The 18,951-nt window shown below is 65.2% G+C and carries 18 protein-coding genes and 1 tRNA gene; 4 read left to right on the forward strand and 15 right to left on the reverse strand.

Going from position 1 to position 18,951, the window contains the following annotated elements; genetic code table 11:
- The first annotated feature begins 42 nt into the window (after positions 1–42).
- Positions 43–1,245 (forward strand): L,D-transpeptidase, encoded by a 1,203-nt coding sequence (locus AC5Y46_RS16975; protein WP_499945641.1) that lies wholly within the window; start codon positions 43–45, stop codon positions 1,243–1,245.
- 17 nt (positions 1,246–1,262) lie between these two features.
- Here AC5Y46_RS16975 and AC5Y46_RS16980 read toward each other — a convergent pair whose 3' ends face one another.
- From AC5Y46_RS16980 to AC5Y46_RS17025, 10 genes are read right to left on the reverse strand one after another with little or no spacing between them, the layout of a single operon-like run.
- Entirely contained in the window at positions 1,263–1,988 is a 726-nt protein-coding gene (locus AC5Y46_RS16980) for a mannan-binding family protein (RefSeq protein WP_499945640.1), read from the reverse strand.
- A 59-nt stretch (positions 1,989–2,047) separates the two neighbouring features.
- Positions 2,048–2,758: an Rv1363c family protein gene (locus AC5Y46_RS16985; protein ID WP_499945639.1), complete on the reverse strand. Its 711-nt coding sequence runs from the start codon at positions 2,756–2,758 to the stop codon at positions 2,048–2,050.
- Positions 2,759–2,788: 30 nt separating this feature from the next.
- On the reverse strand, positions 2,789–4,039 hold the full coding sequence (locus AC5Y46_RS16990; RefSeq protein WP_499945638.1) for an MlaD family protein: 1,251 nt from the start codon (positions 4,037–4,039) through the stop codon (positions 2,789–2,791).
- Positions 4,036–5,241, reverse strand: a complete 1,206-nt coding sequence (locus tag AC5Y46_RS16995; protein ID WP_499945637.1) for an MlaD family protein — start codon at positions 5,239–5,241, stop codon at positions 4,036–4,038. The genes AC5Y46_RS16990 and AC5Y46_RS16995 overlap by 4 nt, the downstream gene beginning before the upstream one ends.
- Positions 5,238–6,341 (reverse strand): MCE family protein, encoded by a 1,104-nt coding sequence (locus AC5Y46_RS17000; protein ID WP_499992330.1) that lies wholly within the window; start codon positions 6,339–6,341, stop codon positions 5,238–5,240. Before AC5Y46_RS17000 ends, AC5Y46_RS16995 begins: the two co-directional genes overlap by 4 nt.
- On the reverse strand, positions 6,338–7,393 hold the full coding sequence (locus AC5Y46_RS17005; RefSeq protein WP_499992331.1) for an MCE family protein: 1,056 nt from the start codon (positions 7,391–7,393) through the stop codon (positions 6,338–6,340). Before AC5Y46_RS17005 ends, AC5Y46_RS17000 begins: the two co-directional genes overlap by 4 nt.
- A complete protein-coding gene (locus AC5Y46_RS17010; RefSeq protein ID WP_499992332.1) occupies positions 7,386–8,444 on the reverse strand; it encodes an MlaD family protein in 1,059 nt (352 codons plus the stop codon). Before AC5Y46_RS17010 ends, AC5Y46_RS17005 begins: the two co-directional genes overlap by 8 nt.
- Positions 8,441–10,018, reverse strand: a complete 1,578-nt coding sequence (locus AC5Y46_RS17015) for an MlaD family protein (protein ID WP_499945633.1) — start codon at positions 10,016–10,018, stop codon at positions 8,441–8,443. The genes AC5Y46_RS17010 and AC5Y46_RS17015 overlap by 4 nt, the downstream gene beginning before the upstream one ends.
- Complete coding sequence (locus tag AC5Y46_RS17020) at positions 10,011–10,874, reverse strand: MlaE family ABC transporter permease (RefSeq protein WP_499945632.1); 864 nt, start codon at positions 10,872–10,874, stop codon at positions 10,011–10,013. The genes AC5Y46_RS17015 and AC5Y46_RS17020 overlap by 8 nt, the downstream gene beginning before the upstream one ends.
- A gap of 1 nt (position 10,875) precedes the next feature.
- Complete coding sequence (locus AC5Y46_RS17025) at positions 10,876–11,733, reverse strand: MlaE family ABC transporter permease (RefSeq protein WP_499945630.1); 858 nt, start codon at positions 11,731–11,733, stop codon at positions 10,876–10,878.
- A gap of 305 nt (positions 11,734–12,038) precedes the next feature.
- Between AC5Y46_RS17025 and AC5Y46_RS17030 the strand changes: the two genes are divergently transcribed.
- A complete protein-coding gene (locus tag AC5Y46_RS17030; RefSeq protein ID WP_499945629.1) occupies positions 12,039–12,638 on the forward strand; it encodes a TetR/AcrR family transcriptional regulator in 600 nt (199 codons plus the stop codon).
- Between the two features lie 105 nt (positions 12,639–12,743).
- Here the strand turns inward: AC5Y46_RS17030 and AC5Y46_RS17035 are convergent.
- Positions 12,744–12,819 (reverse strand) — tRNA-His (locus AC5Y46_RS17035).
- A 32-nt stretch (positions 12,820–12,851) separates the two neighbouring features.
- On the reverse strand, positions 12,852–13,499 hold the full coding sequence (gene orn, locus AC5Y46_RS17040) for an oligoribonuclease (protein WP_499945673.1): 648 nt from the start codon (positions 13,497–13,499) through the stop codon (positions 12,852–12,854).
- A 101-nt stretch (positions 13,500–13,600) separates the two neighbouring features.
- On the opposite strand from orn, the gene AC5Y46_RS17045 reads away from it, so the two are divergent.
- Positions 13,601–15,148 carry a helicase HerA-like domain-containing protein gene (locus tag AC5Y46_RS17045; protein ID WP_499945628.1) on the forward strand — a complete coding sequence of 516 codons (1,548 nt, stop codon included), beginning with the start codon at positions 13,601–13,603 and terminating at the stop codon, positions 15,146–15,148.
- A gap of 2 nt (positions 15,149–15,150) precedes the next feature.
- Here the strand turns inward: AC5Y46_RS17045 and cmrA are convergent, their stop codons facing one another.
- Positions 15,151–15,957, reverse strand: coding sequence for a mycolate reductase (gene cmrA, locus AC5Y46_RS17050; RefSeq protein WP_499945627.1), 807 nt, complete (start codon positions 15,955–15,957; stop codon positions 15,151–15,153).
- 208 nt (positions 15,958–16,165) lie between these two features.
- Between cmrA and AC5Y46_RS17055 the strand changes: the two genes are divergently transcribed.
- Positions 16,166–17,443 carry an MFS transporter gene (locus tag AC5Y46_RS17055; protein WP_499992367.1) on the forward strand — a complete coding sequence of 426 codons (1,278 nt, stop codon included), beginning with the start codon at positions 16,166–16,168 and terminating at the stop codon, positions 17,441–17,443.
- Here AC5Y46_RS17055 and AC5Y46_RS17060 read toward each other — a convergent pair.
- Both AC5Y46_RS17060 and AC5Y46_RS17065 read right to left on the reverse strand, forming a co-directional pair.
- Positions 17,417–18,193 (reverse strand): MmpS family transport accessory protein, encoded by a 777-nt coding sequence (locus tag AC5Y46_RS17060; RefSeq protein ID WP_499992334.1) that lies wholly within the window; start codon positions 18,191–18,193, stop codon positions 17,417–17,419. The genes AC5Y46_RS17055 and AC5Y46_RS17060 overlap by 27 nt on opposite strands.
- Before the next feature lie 64 nt (positions 18,194–18,257).
- Positions 18,258–18,899: an SACE_7040 family transcriptional regulator gene (locus AC5Y46_RS17065; RefSeq protein WP_499992335.1), complete on the reverse strand. Its 642-nt coding sequence runs from the start codon at positions 18,897–18,899 to the stop codon at positions 18,258–18,260.
- Positions 18,900–18,951: the final 52 nt, after the last annotated feature.

The following is an 18,951-nucleotide window of genomic DNA, read 5'->3' on the forward strand; positions in this document are numbered from 1 at the left end:
GCGGTGACCGTTGTAGGTGAACAAAATGGGGAAGGTCACTTGATGACGCCTTTGCGCAGACGTCGATCGTGGCTGGCTGTGGCCATGGTCCTAGTTGCTGTGTTCGGTGTCGCCTGTAGCAGTGGCGGCAAGGCGCCGGCAGCCCCCAAGGTCATCGAAAACAAGGGCACGCCGTTTGCCGACCTGTTGGTCCCGAAATTGACCGCCTCGGTCACCGACGGCGCCGTCGGGGTGACCGTGGACGCGCCGGTGACGGTGAGCGTCGCCGACGGCGTGCTGGGGTCGGTGACCCTGTCCAACGACAGCGGTCGGCAGATCGCCGGTCAGCTCAGCCCCGACGGGCTGCACTGGCAGTCCACCGAACAACTCGGTTACAACCGCCGCTACACACTGAACGCGAAGGCGCTGGGACTCGGCGGCGCCGCGAACCGGCAGATGACCTTCCAGACCAGTTCACCGGCGCACCTGACCATGCCCTACGTCGTGCCGAGCGACGGCGAGACCGTCGGCGTCGGGCAGCCGGTGGCCATCCGGTTCGACGAGAACATCGCCGACCGTGCCGCCGCCGAAAAGGCCATCAAGATCACCACCAATCCGCCGGTCGAGGGTGCGTTCTATTGGCTGAACCGGCGCGAAGTCCGTTGGCGTCCAGAGCATTACTGGAAGCCCGGCACCACCGTCGACGTGGCGGTCAACACCTACGGCGTCGACCTCGGCGAAGGCATGTTCGGCGAGGACAACGTCAAGATGCACTTCACCATCGGGGACGAGTTCATCGCCACGGTCGACGACAACACCAAGATCATCACGGTGCGGATCAATGGTGAGGTCGTCAAGACCATGCCTACGTCCATGGGCAAGGACAGCACGCCGACGAACAACGGCATCTACACCGTCGGCGCCCGGTTCAAGCACATCATCATGGATTCGTCGACGTACGGCGTTCCGGTCAACTCGCCCAACGGGTATCGCACCGACGTCGACTGGGCCACACAGATTTCCTACAGCGGAATCTTCGTGCACTCCGCGCCGTGGTCGGTGGGCGCCCAGGGTCACTCGAACACCAGCCACGGTTGTCTGAACGTGAGCCCGAGCAACGCGGTGTGGTTCTACGACCACAGCAAGCGCGGCGACATCGTCGAGATCGTCAACACCGTCGGCAGCATCCTGCCCGGTACCGACGGCCTCGGCGACTGGAACATTCCGTGGGAGCAGTGGCGGGCCGGCAACGCCAACGCCAGCTAGGTGATCGCGGGCCCGACTCAGACGTGCAGCACGCCGCCCAGTGCTGACAGCGGGATGTGCGCCTCGACTGTGCCGCCGTCCATAAACCACTGCGGCATCCCCGGCGAGTAATTCACGGGTTCGTCGTGCCCGACCGGGTAGTCGGGCATGTACAGGATCAGTTCGTCGGGGGTCAGCGCCCACGCGCGGTAGGCGCCGGAGTAGACCTTGTCGGGCGTCCACCGGTCGACGGTGAACGGGTAAGTCCCCGGATCATGCGGTGGCGCAGCCTGATTCAGCGCAGCTTCGATGAACGGCTGGGCCGGACCCGCAATCGCGCCCAGTGAACCGCCGGCCAGGTCCGACAACTGCACCCGTTGGCCGCGCGCCATGTCGAAGGTGAAGGTGCGGTAGGCGTTGTTGGGTTTGGGCCCGTCGGCGTGATAATCCTCGTGGAAGACCGCGCTGAGCAGGTCGCTGTGTTGGAAGACCTGGTAGTTCTCCTCGCCGTAGCTGTCCGCCGCCATCAGCGTGTTGGCTTTTCGCCAATTGGCGACCAGGGTGCGTAAATAGTCGCGGATCACCGGGCCGGTCGTGGGGTTGTCGACGAGTTCGGCCGGTACCGCAACTTTGATGTCGCGCACGGCGTTTCGTTCGGATGTTACCGCGGTGTGGCAGTACTGGCCGTCCCAGCCGCCACCGAGCTCGCCGCAGAACGACTCGGCCGACGCCCCCGCGGTCGCGGGGCGCGGGACAGCGGACATGGCCACCAGCAGTATCGATATCGCTACTGTCCTTCTGAACACAGGTGGCTCCGATTCGGTTAGAGCAACTGGACTTTGGCGGCCCGCCAGCGACCGTCCACCTTTTCCATCGTCATCTTGATCCGGCTCCGGTCGATGCGCGGGTCGGGCACGGCCATGTTGGCCACGGTTTGATCGATGAAGACCAGCACCACAACCCTCTCGGCCGATTGGGAGGCGATCGCGGAGTCCACCACCACACCGTGCGCAGTGGCCTTGTTGTCGATCAGCAACTGTCGGAGCTGCACGCTGGACTGGGTGTACATGTCCTTGAACTCACCGGTCGCGCCGTCGAGCACTTGCCGGAAGTTTTCGTCCACGTTGTTGGAGTCGATGCTGGTCAGTACCCCGGCGTACTTGATCGCGGCTTCCCGGGCCTCCTGAGCGGCCACCTGCACCTGATGTTGTTGCCAGAGCTGCCAGCCCAGGAAGCCTGAAACCGCAAGGGAGATAGCCAATAACAGCGGCATGATGCTGCGACGCAGGTAGGCGCGCCATGGTCGCTTGGTGCGTTTGGCCTTCTCGCCCTTCCCTTTCAGCAGCGGCCCGTCGTCTTCGTCGGAGTCTTCTGCGTCGGTGTCCTCGTCCTCGACGTCGGTCTCGTCGGTGTCCCGGGCGTCCGGATCGGCGAGGTCCTCACCCGCGTCGGGGGTGTCTTCGACGTCGTCGAGTTCTTCCGTTGCGCCGACAGGTTTCTTGAGGTCGACGCCTTCCTCGGTTGTCGCGGTCATGATGTTCTCCTCGGGTTGTGTGTGTCGGGCCTAGTGCGGCGGTTCGATCGGCAGGGTCGGGCCACCGTAGGGGGTGGGAATCGTGTAGCGGCCCCGCGGGGTCGGGTCGGTCCTTCGGCCCAGATCCGCGCCCGGGGGCGGGCCGGCGGTGTCGTCGCCGGCCGGACGCGGTGCGTTCTTCGCGGCCCGGATCCCGACGCCCGGATCGTCGTCCCGGCAGTAGGTGTACATGAACGGTTCGTAATAGTCTGCGGCAGAAGGCGGATAGGCCGGCGTGCCGTAATTGCACGCGTAACGGGGGTACAGCTCGGCCGTCGCGAACACGCCGTGATCGTGGAAGGCGCTCGCCACCGCGTCCAGCACCGACCCCCGGTAGTCGGGGAACAGCGCATTGAGTGCGGGCACTCGCAGATACAGCAGTTGGGAGGCGGTGGCCAGGCTACCCAGCAACTGCACCATGGTCTCGGAGTTGTCGGTGAACAAGTTGTCGATCGCCGCCAACGTCTGCGGTGACCGATCAACCAGGCGCCGATACCCCGCCTGCATTCTGGCCACGCCTGCCAGCGTCCGATTGAGGTCGACGGTGGCTGCGGCCAATCCGGCGTTCTTGTCGGCTGCCAGCGTCAGCACCACCCGGCTGTTCTTGAGGACGCTGACCGTTTCGGGCAGCACCGAATCGAGTGTGGACAGCAGGAACGTCCCGCCGTCCACGATGGCAGCCAGCTTGCCGGGGCCCTCCTTGCTCATGCTGAGTTCGCGCTTGATCAGTTCGATCTTGTGCGGGTCGGCCTGGGCCAGCAGGCCGTCGGCGTCGCCGAGCAACTGCGCCAGGCTGACCGGAACGGTCGTGTGGTCGAGCCCGATCATGCTGCCGTCGTGCAGGTACGGGCCGGCGTCGGATTCGGCTTGGAAGTCGATGAATTGCTCTCCGGCGGGGGACAGCGCCGACACGTGCGCCACGGCCGACGCGGGCACCTTCACCGTGCCGTCGATGCTGGCGATGGCGTTGACGCCGCGGTCGGTGAGTTGCAGGGAATCGACCCGACCGATCCGCACCCCACGCATCGACACGTCCTGATTGGGCAGCAGTCCACCGGATTCGGTCAGCTGCAACGTAATTCGGTAGGACGACGCGAAAGGCTTCACCCGCAGCGCGCCGATCAGCAGATAGGTGGTCGCGACGACCAGGATGAGCGCCAGACCCGCCACCGACAACCAAACCTGTCGGCGGTGTGCGGCCCGTACCGCGCGGACCACGGTGCTCGAGGCCGAGGAGATCACGGCGGTGGTCCCGGAGAGAGCGGACCGGGCGGGGCGGGCAGGATTCCAGCCGGGATGTTCGGGTCCGGTATCACCGGCAGCTGGGGCGCGTCGGGTCCTCGCCCGACAACGCGTTCCTGCAACCGCCACAACGTGTACTTCAGCGTCCCGATGAACTGATTCCAGGTGAACCTGTTGGGTCCGTGCAGTCCGCGATCGCCGGGGAATCCGATGTCGGGTATCGACCCCAGGACCAGTTGGTCGAGGCTGATGTGAACGGAAATCGAGTTCCCGGCAGTGGATTTGATCAATACCGGCAGCAGCCGGTTCAGCGCCAGCAGGCTGGTGTCGGGGCTTACCGCAACGTCGTTGGCGGCCCCGGCGACCGTGTTCAGGTCGCGGATCACACTGCGCCCGCTGGTGTCGGTGCCCCCCAGAGACGGGAACCTGGACAACAGCCGGCTGGTGTCGCCGAGTTGCACCATCATGTTGGAGAGTTCCGTGGTGTTGGCGGACAACGCGTTCATCGCCGGGTTGGCAGCCGTCATCAGCTCGGTCAGCTTCTGATTCTTGGCGTCGAGTTGCTCACTGAGGCTGGACAATTCGGTCAACGCGTCGGAGATCTGCGCGGAGCGTGAATCCATGGTGCCGAGCAACTGGTTGGATTTGCGGATCAGGTCCCCGAACGCGTGTCCCTGATCGCCGGTGGCTCTGCCGAATCCGTTGATGATGTTGGTGAAGTTGCGCACCGCGCCGCCGTTCACCAGGATTGCCGCCGAACTCAGTACCGACTCGACGGTCGCCGCGGCCGCCGTCGACTCCAGGCCGATCGTGTCGCCGTCCTTCAACATCGCTGTGGCCGGGCGGATCTCGGCCGGCGGCCGGACGGAGACGAATACATCGCCGAGTGGGGTCGCGGTGCGCAACTCCGCGGTGCTGCCCGTCGGCAGCAGGACACCCTCACGGATGCGCAGCGTCGTGACCGCGCTGTAGTTGCGCGCGACCATCGATTCGACCTGTCCCACGTCGGCGCCGGCGAGTTTGACCTTGGCGTTCATCGGCAGGTTCAGCGCATTGGAGAACACCGCGGTGAGCAGGTATCCGCCCGACCCCATTCCCGGGGCCGGAAGCGGAAGGCTGGCAAGGCCGTTGGTGGCACATCCGGAAGCGGCGATCGCCACGGCGGCCAGCGCGGCGGCGGTCTTCCCGCGTGCGCCGGTCACTTCTGCCCCATCGCGGCCAGGCCGTCGAGCACATAGGTCAGACCGAAATCGGGTCCGAAGTCCTGTATGGTCCCGGTGCTGCAGCCGAGTTGTCGCAGACCCATCAGGTTGCAAATCTCTTTGGTCATCTGGCTGTCGAAGATCATCCGGTCGGTCAGGAAATGCGCACGCACGGCCCCGTTCTCGCGGTCGATCATGTTGTAGGCGTTGTCGGCCAGCAACGGAGCCACATCCAGCGTTTCGGCCAGGCCACGCCGCTCGTCGACCAGCGTTTTGGCCAGCACGTTGCCGTTGAGCAGGGCTTGACGGAGGGTGGCGCGATGGGCGTTCAGCAGGTCGTTGGCCCGCTGCATCAGTTGGTCGAGCTTCCGGCCGGTGCTGCCCCCGCCGATGTCCTCGTCGGCCAGGATCTGGCTGAGTTGATGGATGGTCGAGGCGAATTCGCGCAGCTTGCCGTCGTTGGTGGCGGCCGCGTTGAACAGCGACGCCAGGTTCTTGACGATCGTGGTGATCTGGGCGCGGGTCTGAGCGCCGTCATCGCTGCTCAACCTTAGAGCCTTGGACAGCTCCTCGAGTGCCCCTTTGATTTTGGTGCCGTTGCCGTTGACGACTTCGGCGCCGCCGTTGATCACGTCGGCGATCGGCCCGCCGCCGTGGCCGTCGCCTTCCAGTGACTTGGTCACCTTGTTCAGGACGGCGAGCACGCGGCTGAACTCGACGGGCGTCTTAGTGCGGGTCAAGCCGATGGTGTCGTGGTTGGCCAGCACCGGACCGCCGCGGTAGGGCGGGGTGAGCTCGATCTGCCGGTCGGTCAGGATGGACGTCGACACCGTCACCGCCTGGACGTCCGCCGGGACAGTGACGTTCCGGTCGACGGTGAACTGGACTTCGACGTAGCCGCCCTTCGGGACGATCTTGGTGACCTTACCGACCGGCATGCCCAGCACGGCGACCACATTGCCCTCGTATAGTCCAGTGGCGCTGTCGAATTGAGCTGTTACCGTGATCGGCTCCGGCTTGGTGAGGTACCACCATCCGACGCCGACGGCCGCGATCACCGATGTCACGACGGCAACGAGAGCGATGACCCGGCCGGTCATTTGCAGTCCTTGAAGTAGGGGATCATCCCGAATTGCTGGGCGCGGCCGCTGATCGCGCACATCCACGAGTCGATGAGTAAGGCGTTGGGCGCGTTGAAGCTGACGGCATTGGCATCACCGCTGAGGTTGGCAGCCTCGCGCACGAAGATCGGGGTGACCTGCAAGATGTTGCGCAGCAAGTCGTCATGTTGTGCGACCAGCGCGGTGAAGTCACGCGTGTCGTTGAGCAGGGTGTCCACCCCCGCCCGATCGCCGACCACTATCTGGTTCATCAAGTCGACGACATTGGTCAGGGATCGCATCATGGCGTGAAAGACCGCGCGACGGGCCACGAACTGCCCCAACAGATCCTGTGCTTGATTGACCACAGTGCCGAGGCTGCCTTGTTGCCGGCGCAAGGTATTGGTGACCTGCTCGGTGCTTCTGAGTAGTTGGCCGAGTTGGTCGCGCCGCTGGCCGATGATCGTCGAGAGCGAATCGATGTTGGCCATCGCCTGTGGTACCACCGGGGGCAGTCCCTCGAGTTGCTTGCCGAGCACCGCCAACGACTGCGCGAACCGATCCGAGTCGACCTGCTCGAAAGTGGTTGTCGCGTCGTGCAGTGCGGCCTGCAGATCGTAGGGAACGTCGGTGTGCGCCAGATCGAAGGTGTTGTGGGCCAGAGAACCTGAGCCGTTGGGTTCCAGCGCAAGGTAGCGCGAACCCAGAATGGTGGTGACCCGGATGGAAGCCTTCGAGTCCTTGCCCAGCGCCACATCGTCTTTGATCTTCAAGCCCGCTTCGACATGGTCGCCGACCAGCTTCATGCTGGTGACCTCGCCAACCGGTATGCCCGCCACCGTGATCGGGTTTCCCGGCCGCAGCGAGGCCGCCTGCAGAAATTCCGCGGTGTAGTGCCGGTAGCCGGCGCCGAGCGCGTGCACCAGTAGCAGTGCGCCGATCAGCACCGCGACCACCGCGACAGCGATGGACCCCAGCCACGTCTTGCTGTAGGTCTCCAGTGGGCGCCTCCTGGGCGGACCGAGTCGCCGCCGCGCGGTTGGGTCACTCATCGCCGACGTTCCGGCACTTGGGTGTGTGCTTGGCTTTGTTTCCCGGCGTTGCCGCGTTGACGATGATCGGCATGACGTCGTTGAGGCCCGGGAAGAAACCGAACGCGTTCACGTCGCACAGGTAGGCATTCCCGAACGCGCCCTGGTTGCCGACGCGGACCAGGCCTTTGAGCAACAACGGAACGTTGTCACCCAAGAAGGCCAGTTGCGGTTCGATGTCGAGCATGTGTCGGGTGGCACCGGGCCGACGGTGGATGAACTCGCGCAGCGCCGGGTAGTCCTCGTCGGCGATCGTGGACAGGTTCTGCAACATGCGCGACATGGAGCCCATCGAAGCCACCAGCTCCGGGCGTCGCCGGTCGAGGGCGTTCACCACGTCGCGGGTCTGGGTGAGGACACCGTCCAAGCTGGCATTCTGCGCGGCGAGGTTGACCACCACCTTGTTGAGATTGGTGATGACGTCACCGAGTGCCTGGTCTCGCCCGGCGAAAGTCTCGGTGAGCGTTGATGTTTGACTGATCAGGGTGGCGATCGAGGAGGTGTCGCCCTGCAGCGACTCCAGGACGCCCTTGGTGAGGTTGTCGGCGTCGCGCGGGTTCAGCAGACTGAAGAACGGCTCGTAGCCGTTGAGCAGCGCGGTGACGTCGAACGACGGTTCGGTGCGTTCGAGGGGGATGGTGCTGCCCGGCGCGAGTTGTACGCGGCTGTTGCCCTCGGTGCCCAGGGACAGACCGAGATAGCGCTGCCCGACGATGTTCTGGTACGTCACCGAGGCCACGGTGTTGCCGAACAGGTGCTGATCGGTTTGCACCACGAAGGAAACCTTCGCGAGTTTTCCGCTCAACTCGACCTTTTCGACCCGGCCCACCCGCACCCCGGCCATCCGCACGTCGTCACCGTCACGAAGCCCGTACACGTCGGTGAACATCGCCGAATACTGCGCCGTCGTGCCGCCGACGTCGCGGCGCAGGCTCACATACACCATCCAGGTGAGGGCCAGCGCGACGACCATGAACAGGGTGAGGCCGATCAGGGGGCCACGAAACTTCACTTGGCCTCCCCGGTCGGCGGTTGACGAACCACGGACACCGTGGTTCCGCGAGCAACGGGTCCCAACAACAGTTCGGTGGCGGCGGTGGCGGGCCGACCGGTGATCACGCCCAACATCGTTCGCTCGTAGTCACTGCCGACCGGCCCGACGTTGCCACCGAAAGATGACGGCGTCACCGACCCCGGCGCCGGCGGCCCGAGCAGGGGTGGCGGCGCAACCGGGCCATGCGCCGGCGGTGACGGGTCCGGATCGTCCGGATTGGCATCGGTGCGAACCGGTGGTGACGGGGAAATGAAAGGCGGCAGAGCGGGATTGGGGTCGGCCAGGCTCGGATTCGGGTTGATATACGGCGGCCCCACAGCCACCAGGTTGCCGTCCGGTCCGATGACGGTTCCGGGGGGTGGCGCCAGACTCTGGGGCGGATGGTAGTTCTGCGGGAGCAGCACTTCGGGCAGATCAGGCTTGTTGGGAACCAACGGCGCGGTGAAACAGCTGGGTCCCTTCAGTTCTCCGTAGCGCGGACAGTCGGCACGGGTGTAGGCGAAAGTCTGGGTGAACGACAGCCTGGCCCTCATGTTGCCGACGCCCAGCACCGGGTCCCAGACTTCCTGCAGGAATTTTGTGGCCAGGTTGTCCAGCTTGATCACCGCGGGCACGAAGTTGTCCGACTTCAGCGCCAGGATGCCCAGCACCGGCGTCAGGTCGGAAGAAATCCTGATGAGCTGGTCCATGTGATGGTCGAAGGACTGGTGCACGGTGCCCATCGTGGAGTCGGCGCCGGTGAGCAAATTGGTCAATTGCGCGCGTGTTTCGGCGAAGGTCCGCATCGGTTCGACAGCCTCGTGCAGCGCGTCGAGCAGGTCGGGGGCGGTTTCCCCAAGTCCCCGCGCCGCGTCCAGAAGCGCCGACACCGTCGAGGGGCCGGCGTCGGTGCTGACGATCGAATTGAGTTGGTCGAGAGCGCGATTCAACTGTGTTCCGCTGTTGAGCAGGGCGACTCTGCGGTTATCGGTCGCGGCCCCCAGCGCCGCGAGGATGCCCACAGATCTGTCGTCGCGGCCGCGCCCAGCCGCGGCCAGCAGGTCGCGCAACTTGCTGACGGTGGTCTGGAACAACACCGTCGGCAGGTTCTTGTCTTCCGGAATGTGCGCGCCCGGCCGGATAATGGCTCCCGGGCCGGTTCCGACCAATTGGACGGAGGACACCGCAAAGACGTTGCTGGGAACCACGCGAGCGGTCACCGCGGCCGGAATCGACTTGGCGTATTCGGGTTTCAGGTTGATCTGGACGAAGTTCGGCTTACCGTGCGCGGCCGGCACCACGTCGTCGACCATGCCGACGAGCACGCCGTGATATTTGACGTCCGACTTCTGCGGCAGACCGTCGCCCACGTTGACCAGATCGGCGATCACCCGGATGTAGTCATCGAGGCGGCCGGTGGACTTGAACAACAGTCCCGTGGTGAGCAGGGCTGCCACCAGAACCACGGCCACCCCGCAGCCGAGCAGCTGCCGATCAGTCGGGCCACGTCCGTCGACGTCAAAGGAATTGGGCTGGTTCTTCAACCTAGCCACCGAACCTTGCGCCGGAGTCGACTCCCCACAGCGCCATCGTGAGGAGCATGTTGACCATGATCATCACGGTGATGCTGGCCCGCATACCGTGGCCCGCCGCGACACCGACGCCCTCGGGGCCGCCGCTGGCGTAGAAACCGTAGTAACACTGGATGGTCGCGGAAATCCAGACGAAGATGATCGCCTTGAACAGCGAGTACAAGATGTCCTGGCCGGCCAGCATCAGCGAGAAGTAGTGCAGATAGGACCCGGTGGAGCCGCCGCTGCTGATCTGCACCACCACCTGAGTGGTGAGATAGCCGATGGCCAGACACGCGGCGTAAAGCGGGACCATCGCGATCACCGAGGCGATCAACCGGGTCGTCACCAGATACGGAATGGGCCGTATCGCAATCGATTCCATCGCGTCGATCTCTTCGGCGATGCGCATCGATCCCAGCTGCGCGGTGAACCGGCAACCGCCTTGCATCGCGAACGCCATCGCGGCCATCAGCGGTGCCAGCTCCCGGGTGTTGACCAGTGACGACACGAACCCGGTTGCGGGTCCCAGCCCGAGCAGGTCGAGAAAGTTGTACCCCTCGATGCCCACCAGCGCACCCACCGTGACGCCCAAAACGACTGCGACACCGGCGGTCCCGCCGCCCACCACGATCGAGCCGTTGCCCCAGGTGATGTTGGACAGCAAGCGCAGGAACTCGCCGTTGTAGTGGCGCAGGGTGAGCGGGATGGCGGCCAGGGCGCGGAAGAAGAAGACGAGCATGTGGCCCAGCCGGCTGATCGGTTTCGTCGTCCTGCGGTAGGCGCGAAGTAGCCGGGTGCTGATCGGCGCCAGCGGCAGGTACGGAGAGGCGGTCATGTCACAGCCCCGTCCTGGGCGACAACATGATGTAGAGCTGGCTGATTGCGACGTTGACGATCATCAGCAGCAGGATCGATTCGACCACCGCGGCATTGACCGAGTTGGCCACACCGGTTGGTCCGCCCTTGGTGGACAGCCCTTTCTGGCTCGACACGATGGCGACGATGGCGCCGAAGATGACTGCTTTGAGCAGCGCGAGGATCATGTCGCCGGTGGTGGCGAAGGAGGCGAAGGTCGACACGAAGCTGCCCGGGGCGCCGTCCTGGAAGTACACGTTGAACATGTAGCTGGCGAAGAACCCGACGAAGCACACCACGCCGGTCAGCGCGACACCGATCATGATCGCGGCGGCAAGTCGCGGTACCACCAGGCGCCGGATCACCGAGACCCCCATCACCTCCATCGCGTCGGTCTCTTCGCGCATGGTTCGAGAACCCAGGTCGGCGGTGATGGCAGAGCCGACGGCCGCCGCCATCAGCACGGCGGCCACCAGGGAAGCGCCCTGCCGGATGACCGCGAGGCCGCTGGCCGCCCCGGCCAGCGAGGTGGCGCCCACTTGACCCGCGAGCAGCGCGAACTGAATGGACAGGGTGACGCTGATCGGCAGCGACACCAGGACGGTCGGCAGCACGGCGGTGCCGGCCATGAATGCGCCCTGCCGGACGAATTCCTGCCACTGGAAGCGGCCGGTGAACAGATCGATGAAGAAGTATTGGATTGTCCGCACACCGAGGACGAACTGTTCTCCGACCGTCCGCAGCGACGCCACCGGGTGGCGGTCGACGTACCCGACTCCCCACTCTTTGATGGCGCCGACGCCGTCGTCGCGCACCGGGGGATCGTGTTGGAGAGTCATCTCAACGTGCCCGGCAAGACTCTGAGCAAACCCACAGCATTGTCATCGCGGGTACAAATCCGCATTCATTTGCGCTCTTTCCACCAGTTGCGTTGCGAGTGCCGAGCAGAAGGGATCGAGCGGCGTCAAGCGAGCCCTGCTGTGGTAGGGGTGCCCGCGGTCCCGCAACTCTGCAGCTCAGTCGGGTTCGCGGTAACACGCTAGCCTAGTTGATAGGCACTTTCAATAGTGTAGTGTCAGTCACTTGACTCCAGCGTTGGATCGCACGATCGTGTTGGAAATGCCCGAATCGCGAAGGTGATCGCATGTCCACAGCAAACACCGATTCGCTACGGGACCGACGCCGCGCAGAGCTGCTCTCGCAAATTCGGCACACCGCGCACGACTTGTTCGCCGAGCGTGGGTTCGACGTCGTGACGACCGAGGACATCGCGGCCGCCGCCGGAATCTCGATCAGCACCTATTTCCGGCATGCGCCGACCAAGGAAGGGCTTCTCGTCGACCCGGTCCGGGAGGCGGTCCGGGAGATCGTTGTGTCCTACAGCGCCAAGCCGGCCGATGAATCGGCGGTGAAGGCGTTGATCGACCTGTTTGTCACCCATGCCGAAAACGCCAGCGATCTCAACCTGGATACCTGGCAGCGAGCCGTCGCGACCGCCCCCCATCTGCTCCGGAAGACATCCCTGGTGAGCGACGAGGATCAACAGAAGTTCGTCGAGCACGTCGCGGCCCGGATGGGCGTTGACGCGTCGGTCGACATCCGGCCCGCGCTGCTGGTCCACACGAGTTTGGCGACGGTCCGATTCGTCATCGACCGGTGGCTCACCGCGGACAACACGCCGACGTCGCCGATGCACGTCGAGATGGAGAACGCGTTGCGGATTACGTTGGCCGGTTTCGAATAGCGGTTGACCTCACGCCTGTCGGAGAGATCTAAGAAGTCGGCGGGCACCGGAGGTCCGACCGGTCTGGTGCATGAGGTCGGAGGGCGAAAACGCCCTCTGACCTCTTGGGGTGGCTGACGGGGCTCGAACCCGCGACATCCAGGATCACAACCTGGTGCTCTACCAACTGAACTACAGCCACCGTGGCCGCGGACTAACGCGGCGACGTCGATGTTAACCGCTGGAATGCTCGTCGGCCGAATCGATGGTCTCCAACGCGTCCGGTTGGCCGTCGAGTCCGGCGACCGCCGCGGCGATCTCGCTGGTAGAAGGCCCGGGGAGGGGTACGAACGCGGTTCGCCGGTAGTACTGCAGTTCCCGGATGGACTCGTGGATGTCGGCCAGCGCGCGGTGCGCCAGCCCTTTGGGCGGCTGCCCGAAATAGATCCGCGGGTACCACCGCCGGCAGAGTTCTTTGATGGAGCTGACGTCGATCATCCGGTAGTGCAGAAACGCGTCGAGAGCGGGCATGTCACGCGCGATGAAGGATCGGTCGGTGGCGATGGAGTTACCGGCCAGCGGCGCGGTCTTGGGCTGTTTGACGTGCTCACCGATGTAATCGAGCACCATCGCTTCGGCAGTGGCGACGTCGACGGTGGACGCCTTGACCTCGTTTGTCAGCCCCGAGCGCGCGTGCATCTGCGCGACGACGTCGATCATCGACGACAGCGCGGCCTCCTCGGCGTGAATCACCACGTCTATTCCGTCGCCCAGGATGTTCAGTTCGGCGTCGGTGACCAGTGCGGCGATCTCGATCAGCTTGTCCGAGCCGAGGTCGAGCCCGGTCATCTCGCAATCGATCCACACCAATTCGTCGCGCACAACGCCCAACATTAGGCGCATCGGGGCTCTGACCTCGTCGGCCCCCGGCAAGTAGGGTGATCCTGCACGGGCAACTACCGGGGAAAAGGGGCGCGGCACCGATGAGCACCGAATCAGAGGCAGGACCCGCGCAGCGCATTTCCGCTGGCTACGCCGTACAAGGTCAGGCACTCGAGCTGGGCACCGTCGTCGTCGACGGCACGGCGGACCCGGCCGCACAGATCCGCATCCCGCTGGCCACGATCAACCGCCACGGCCTGGTGGCCGGGGCCACCGGCACCGGAAAGACCAAGACGCTGCAGTTGATCGCCGAGCAGCTCAGTGCGGCCGGGGTCCCGGTGTTCATGGCCGACGTGAAGGGCGATCTGTCGGGTCTGTCCCGTCCGGGGGAGAGCAACGAAAAGACCGCGGCGCGCGCCAAGGACACCGGCGACACCTGGGAGCCGACGGGTTTCCCGGTCGAGTTTCTGTCGCTCGGGACCGGCGGGATCGGCGTGCCGGTGCGCGCAACCGTGGCCAGCTTCGGGCCCGTCCTGCTGTCGAAAGTGTTGGGGCTCAACGTGACTCAAGAATCGACGCTGGGACTGATCTTCCACTGGGCCAAGGAGAACAACTGGCCCCTCGTCACCCTGAAGCAACTGCGCGAGGTCATCAGCCACCTGACCAGTGAGGGCGGCAAGGCCGACCTGAAATCCCTTGGGGGAGTGTCGTCCACCACGGCAGGCGTCATCCTGCGCGCGCTGGTCAACCTCGCCGGCGAGGGCGGAGACACCTTCTTCGGCGAGCCCAAACTCGATCCGGACGACCTGTTGCGCGTCGAAAACGGTCAGGGCGTAATCAGTCTGCTCGAGTTCAGCGGTCAGTCGCTGCGTCCGGTCATCTTCTCGACTTTCCTGATGTGGCTGCTGGCCGACCTTTTCGCGCAGTTGCCCGAAATCGGCGACGTAGACAAACCCAAGTTGGTCTTCTTCTTCGACGAGGCACACCTGTTGTTCGCCGACGCGTCGAAGGCTTTCCTGGAACAGGTCGAGCAGACGGTCAAGCTGATCCGCTCCAAGGGGGTCGGGGTGTTCTTCTGTACCCAGTTGCCGACGGACCTGCCCAACGACGTGCTGTCTCAGTTGGGCGCCCGCGTCCAGCACGCGCTGCGCGCATTCACCCCCGACGACCAGAAGGCGCTGAGCAAGACCGTGCGCACCTACCCGAAAACCGATGTCTACGACCTCGAGTCGGCGTTGACGTCATTGGGGATCGGCGAGGCCGTCGTCACCGTGCTTTCTGAAAAGGGTGCGCCTACTCCCGTCGCCTGGACGCGGATGCGGGTGCCCCGCTCGCTGATGGCGGCGATCGGTCCGGACGCGGTCCACGAGGCGGCCAAGTCGAGTTCGTTGCAAAGCAAGTACGGTCAGACGATCGAGGCGGCACCGCCGCCTTCCCCGGGCCCCTCGGCTGAGCAAGCTCGCGTGCCTGACTATCCGCCGGTACCAACGGATTACGAGCTGCCACCCATGCCGGCTCCGGTCGAGCCCAAAGGTCCCTCGATGTGGGAGGAAGTGTTGAAGAACCCCACCGTGAAGAGCGGGATCAACACGGCGATCCGCGAAGCCGTCAAAGGCATCTTCGGCACCGGTCGGCGGCGCCGGAAGTAGGCCTATCCGCCGCCGAGCTTCTTGTAGAACGCCCCGACGATCGGCGCCACGATCGCGCGTGGAGCATATCCGCTCGCCACCGACATCGCCTTGGACGTCAAGCCGGGAACCACACGCATCTTGTTGCGCTCCAACGCATCCAGCGACAGTTGAGCGGTGTGCTCGGTGGAGATCCACAGAAAGTCCGGCACCAACTTCTCCACCAGCGACGCCTCCTCCTCCGCGGGCAGATCGGTGCGCACCGGGCCCGGGGCCAGCAGTGTCACGTGCACCCCGGAATTACGCAGTTCACCCCGCAGCGATTCGCTGAACGTATTGGCAAAAGCCTTGGTGGCGGCGTAGGTGGCGTTGTAGGGAATAGGCGAATTCCCCGCTGCCGAGCCGGAAATCAAGATGCCGCCGGCCCGTCGTTCAATCATGCCCGGCAGCACCGCCAATGTAAGGTCATGCACCGCAACGGCATTGAGCTGCACCTGTGCTTTCTCGCCGGCGGGGTCCAGCGATGCGACCGGACCAAAGGTGGCGGTGCCGGCATTGGCGCACAGGATCGAGATCGGCCGCGCGGCCAGTTCCTCGCACAGCGCCGCGCGGTCGGCCGGGTCGGCGAGGTCGGCGGGTCGCACCTCGACGGCGACGCGGTATTTGTCCACCAGACGGGCGGCCAGCGCGGTGAGCAGTTCCTCTCGTCGGGCGGTGACGATCAGACTGTGGCCGCGCGCGGCCAGTTCGGTGGCCAGCGCCTCGCCGATGTTCTGTGACGCTCCGGTGACAACGGCGCGCGCGTCGGGACTGGGAGCGGGTATCGGCATGGGTTGATCGTAGCCAGCGCGCAACGACCGGATGCAACACGCATAGAGTGCGGTCATGGGTGACTCGGAGCGCGGTTCGGCCGCACGTCACCAGCCCGTCACCGACACTGAAAATTTGCAGAAGAAGTTCGAGGGCGGGCCCGCAGAGACTCAATCTCGGCAAACCAGCCAAGTCACCGTCCCGCGCTCGCGGGTGGTCGCTTGGGCCATGTGGGACTGCGGTCAAACCGGCCTGAGCGCTATCACACCGACGTTCGTGTTTTCGGTGTACTTGACGGCCAGCGTGGCAGAAGGCACCACACCGTTGGGGGCCTCGCCGGTGAGTTGGCTGGCGCGCGCCGGAGCCGCCGCCGGCGTGCTGATCGCGACATTGGCGCCCCTGATCGGAGCGTGGGTCGAGTCACCGCGTCGACGGCGATTGGCCCTGGCCGTGCTGACCGGCATGGCGGTGGTGTTGACCTGCTCGATGGCGTTGATCCGGGATGAGCCGGGCTACTTTTTCGCCGGGTTGGCGCTGTTGACGGCGACCGCCGCATGCGGTGACCTGGCCAGCGTCCCTTACAACGCCATGCTGCGTCAGCTCTCGACGCCGCAGACGGCCGGCCGCATCTCGGGCTTGGGCTATGCGGCGGGGTATATCGGCACCGTCGTGTTGCTGATCGTGGTCTATCTGGGCTTCGTGTCCGGCGACGGTGACCGTCGCGGTTTGCTGCACCTGCCCACCGCCGACGGAGTCAACGTCCGGGCAGCGATGCTGCTGGCAGCCGCCTGGCTGGCGATCCTGGCCCTGCCGCTGCTTCTCGTCGCCCACCGCCTCCCGGACGCGGGCGCGAACCCCCACCCGTCCACCACCCTGCTGGGTAGTTACCGCAAGCTGTGGACCGACATCACCTCCGAGTGGCACCGCGACCGCAACCTCGTCTACTTCCTGGTGGCAAGCGCGCTGTTGCGGGACGGACTGGCGGCGGTATTCACGTTCGGTCCGGTGCTGGGCGTCAAGGTCTACGGCGTGCCTAAAGGTGACGTGCTGATCTTCGGCGTGGCCGCGTGCGTCGTGGCCGCGATTGGTGCGGCGGTGGGAGGGTTTGTCGATCACCGAATCGGATCGAAACCGGTCATCATCGCTTCTCTGATCGCCATCCTCACCGCTGGGATGGCCATGCTGGCCGTGTCCGGCCCACTCGCGTTCTGGGTGTGCGGGTTGTCCCTGTGTCTGTTCATCGGGCCTTCGCAATCCTCTGCGCGTGCCCTGTTGCTTCGGTTGGCGCAACACGGCAAAGAGGGTGTCGCCTTTGGTCTTTACACAATGACTGGCCGAGCAATGTCATTCATCGCCCCGTGGTTGTTCTCCGTCTTCGTCGACGTGTTCGCCGCGGATCGGGCCGGTTTGGGCGGCATCGTCGTGGTGCTGCTCGCCGGACTGGTGGCGATGTTCTTCGTGCGGGTGCCGCGACCGCAGTCAGAGCGGGGCGTCGCAGATGGTTAAACCCTGGCCGGTGCGCTGACGAACCTGCACTCCGGCCACGGTCACCGAACAGGTGACGTTGTGGCCGATGTTGACGATGGTGACGCTGGCCGGATGAGTCGCCGACGTGGACAGGCTCACCTGTTTGGTCCACGGCAGCGTGACGTTGAACTCGGTCTGGATGAGATCGCCGGTGTCCATGTACATCACGCTGATCGCCCGGCCCTCCCCGGTGACGCTGTAGACCACGGACTGCATCGTGCCCGGCACGGTGGCCGTGGGCGGGACCGTCGTGCCTGGCTCGGTCGTGGTGGTCCGCGGCGGCCTGCGAGTGGTCGACGGGGGCGCCGTCCTGGTGGTCGGCGGCGCGAAGGTGGTGCTGGGCCCAGGCATCGGGGGCAGCGGTTCGATGGCGGTCTGCTGGGTGTCCGAACTGTTCGTGACGACCAGCGCGATGACCAGGCCGATGACGAGCAGCACCGCGGCGCCGGCCACAAACCACAGCCAGCGCGGCGATCCCGGCGGGGTGCTTCCCGGCGGCTCGTCGGACGGCGGCTGGTCTTGTTGCCAATACTGTGACGGCAACTGTTGGGTCGGGTTCGGTGGATAGCCGCCCGGTGCCCACGGCGAGCCTCTGCCGCCGTAGGCGTACGGCATCTCGTCGGCGTAGGCCGGGTAATCGATCACCGAATCGGCGGCATCCTGCGGAGACGCCGAATACCACCCCGGCTCAGGGGGACCGAAATTCTGGGTGCGGCGTGGCTCGTTCATGTCCACTTCGCAGGGTACCTGGGGAGGGCGAGGGGGGCTTTGACCGCGCTTCAGCGAATGCGCACTACAGGTCCCCTGCCGTCAGCGCCGCGAGCGTCATCGCCCGCATGACGGCGCGGGACCGAAGCACCCGCGACGCCTTGGTATCGGCCGACTTCATGCTGTGCGGCGTCGAGTTCAACAGCCCGAAAACGGCGTGCGCCATCAACCGGGCATCGGCCTCGGCGAGTTCGGGGTTCAACTCGCGCAGCACACCCACCCAGATCTCCACGTACTGCCGCTGGGCTCTGCGCACCTGCCGCTCCGCTGTGGCCGGCAGGTGGGCGAGATCACGGTCCTGGATACGGATCAGGTCCGGCTCGCCCAGGGCGAAGTCCAGATGGAAGTCGATCAGACCGTCCAGCGTCGCCGTGGCATCGGCGCCGCGGTCCGCCACCGCGCGGGCACCGGCAAGCAGTCGGGCGCTGATCCCGACCAACAACTCGACCAGCAGCGACTCCTTGTTGGGGAAGTGACGATAGATCGCCGGACCGCTGACGCCGGCAGCTGCGCCGATGTCTTCCAGGCGCACCGCGAGGAAACCTCGTTCGGCGATCAGTCTCTCGGCGGCGGCGAGCAGTTGCAGCCGACGGTCGGATTTCAACTGGCTGCGACGATTTGGCGCCTCAGGTGGGCCGGGCTCGCCGTCCGGGGCGGATGCTGCCATGACGGCCCTCCTGGACATGTCGGTTAATCGTCACTAACGTAACACCCGATTA

Source organism: Mycobacterium sp. NGS59, from assembly GCF_059812345.1.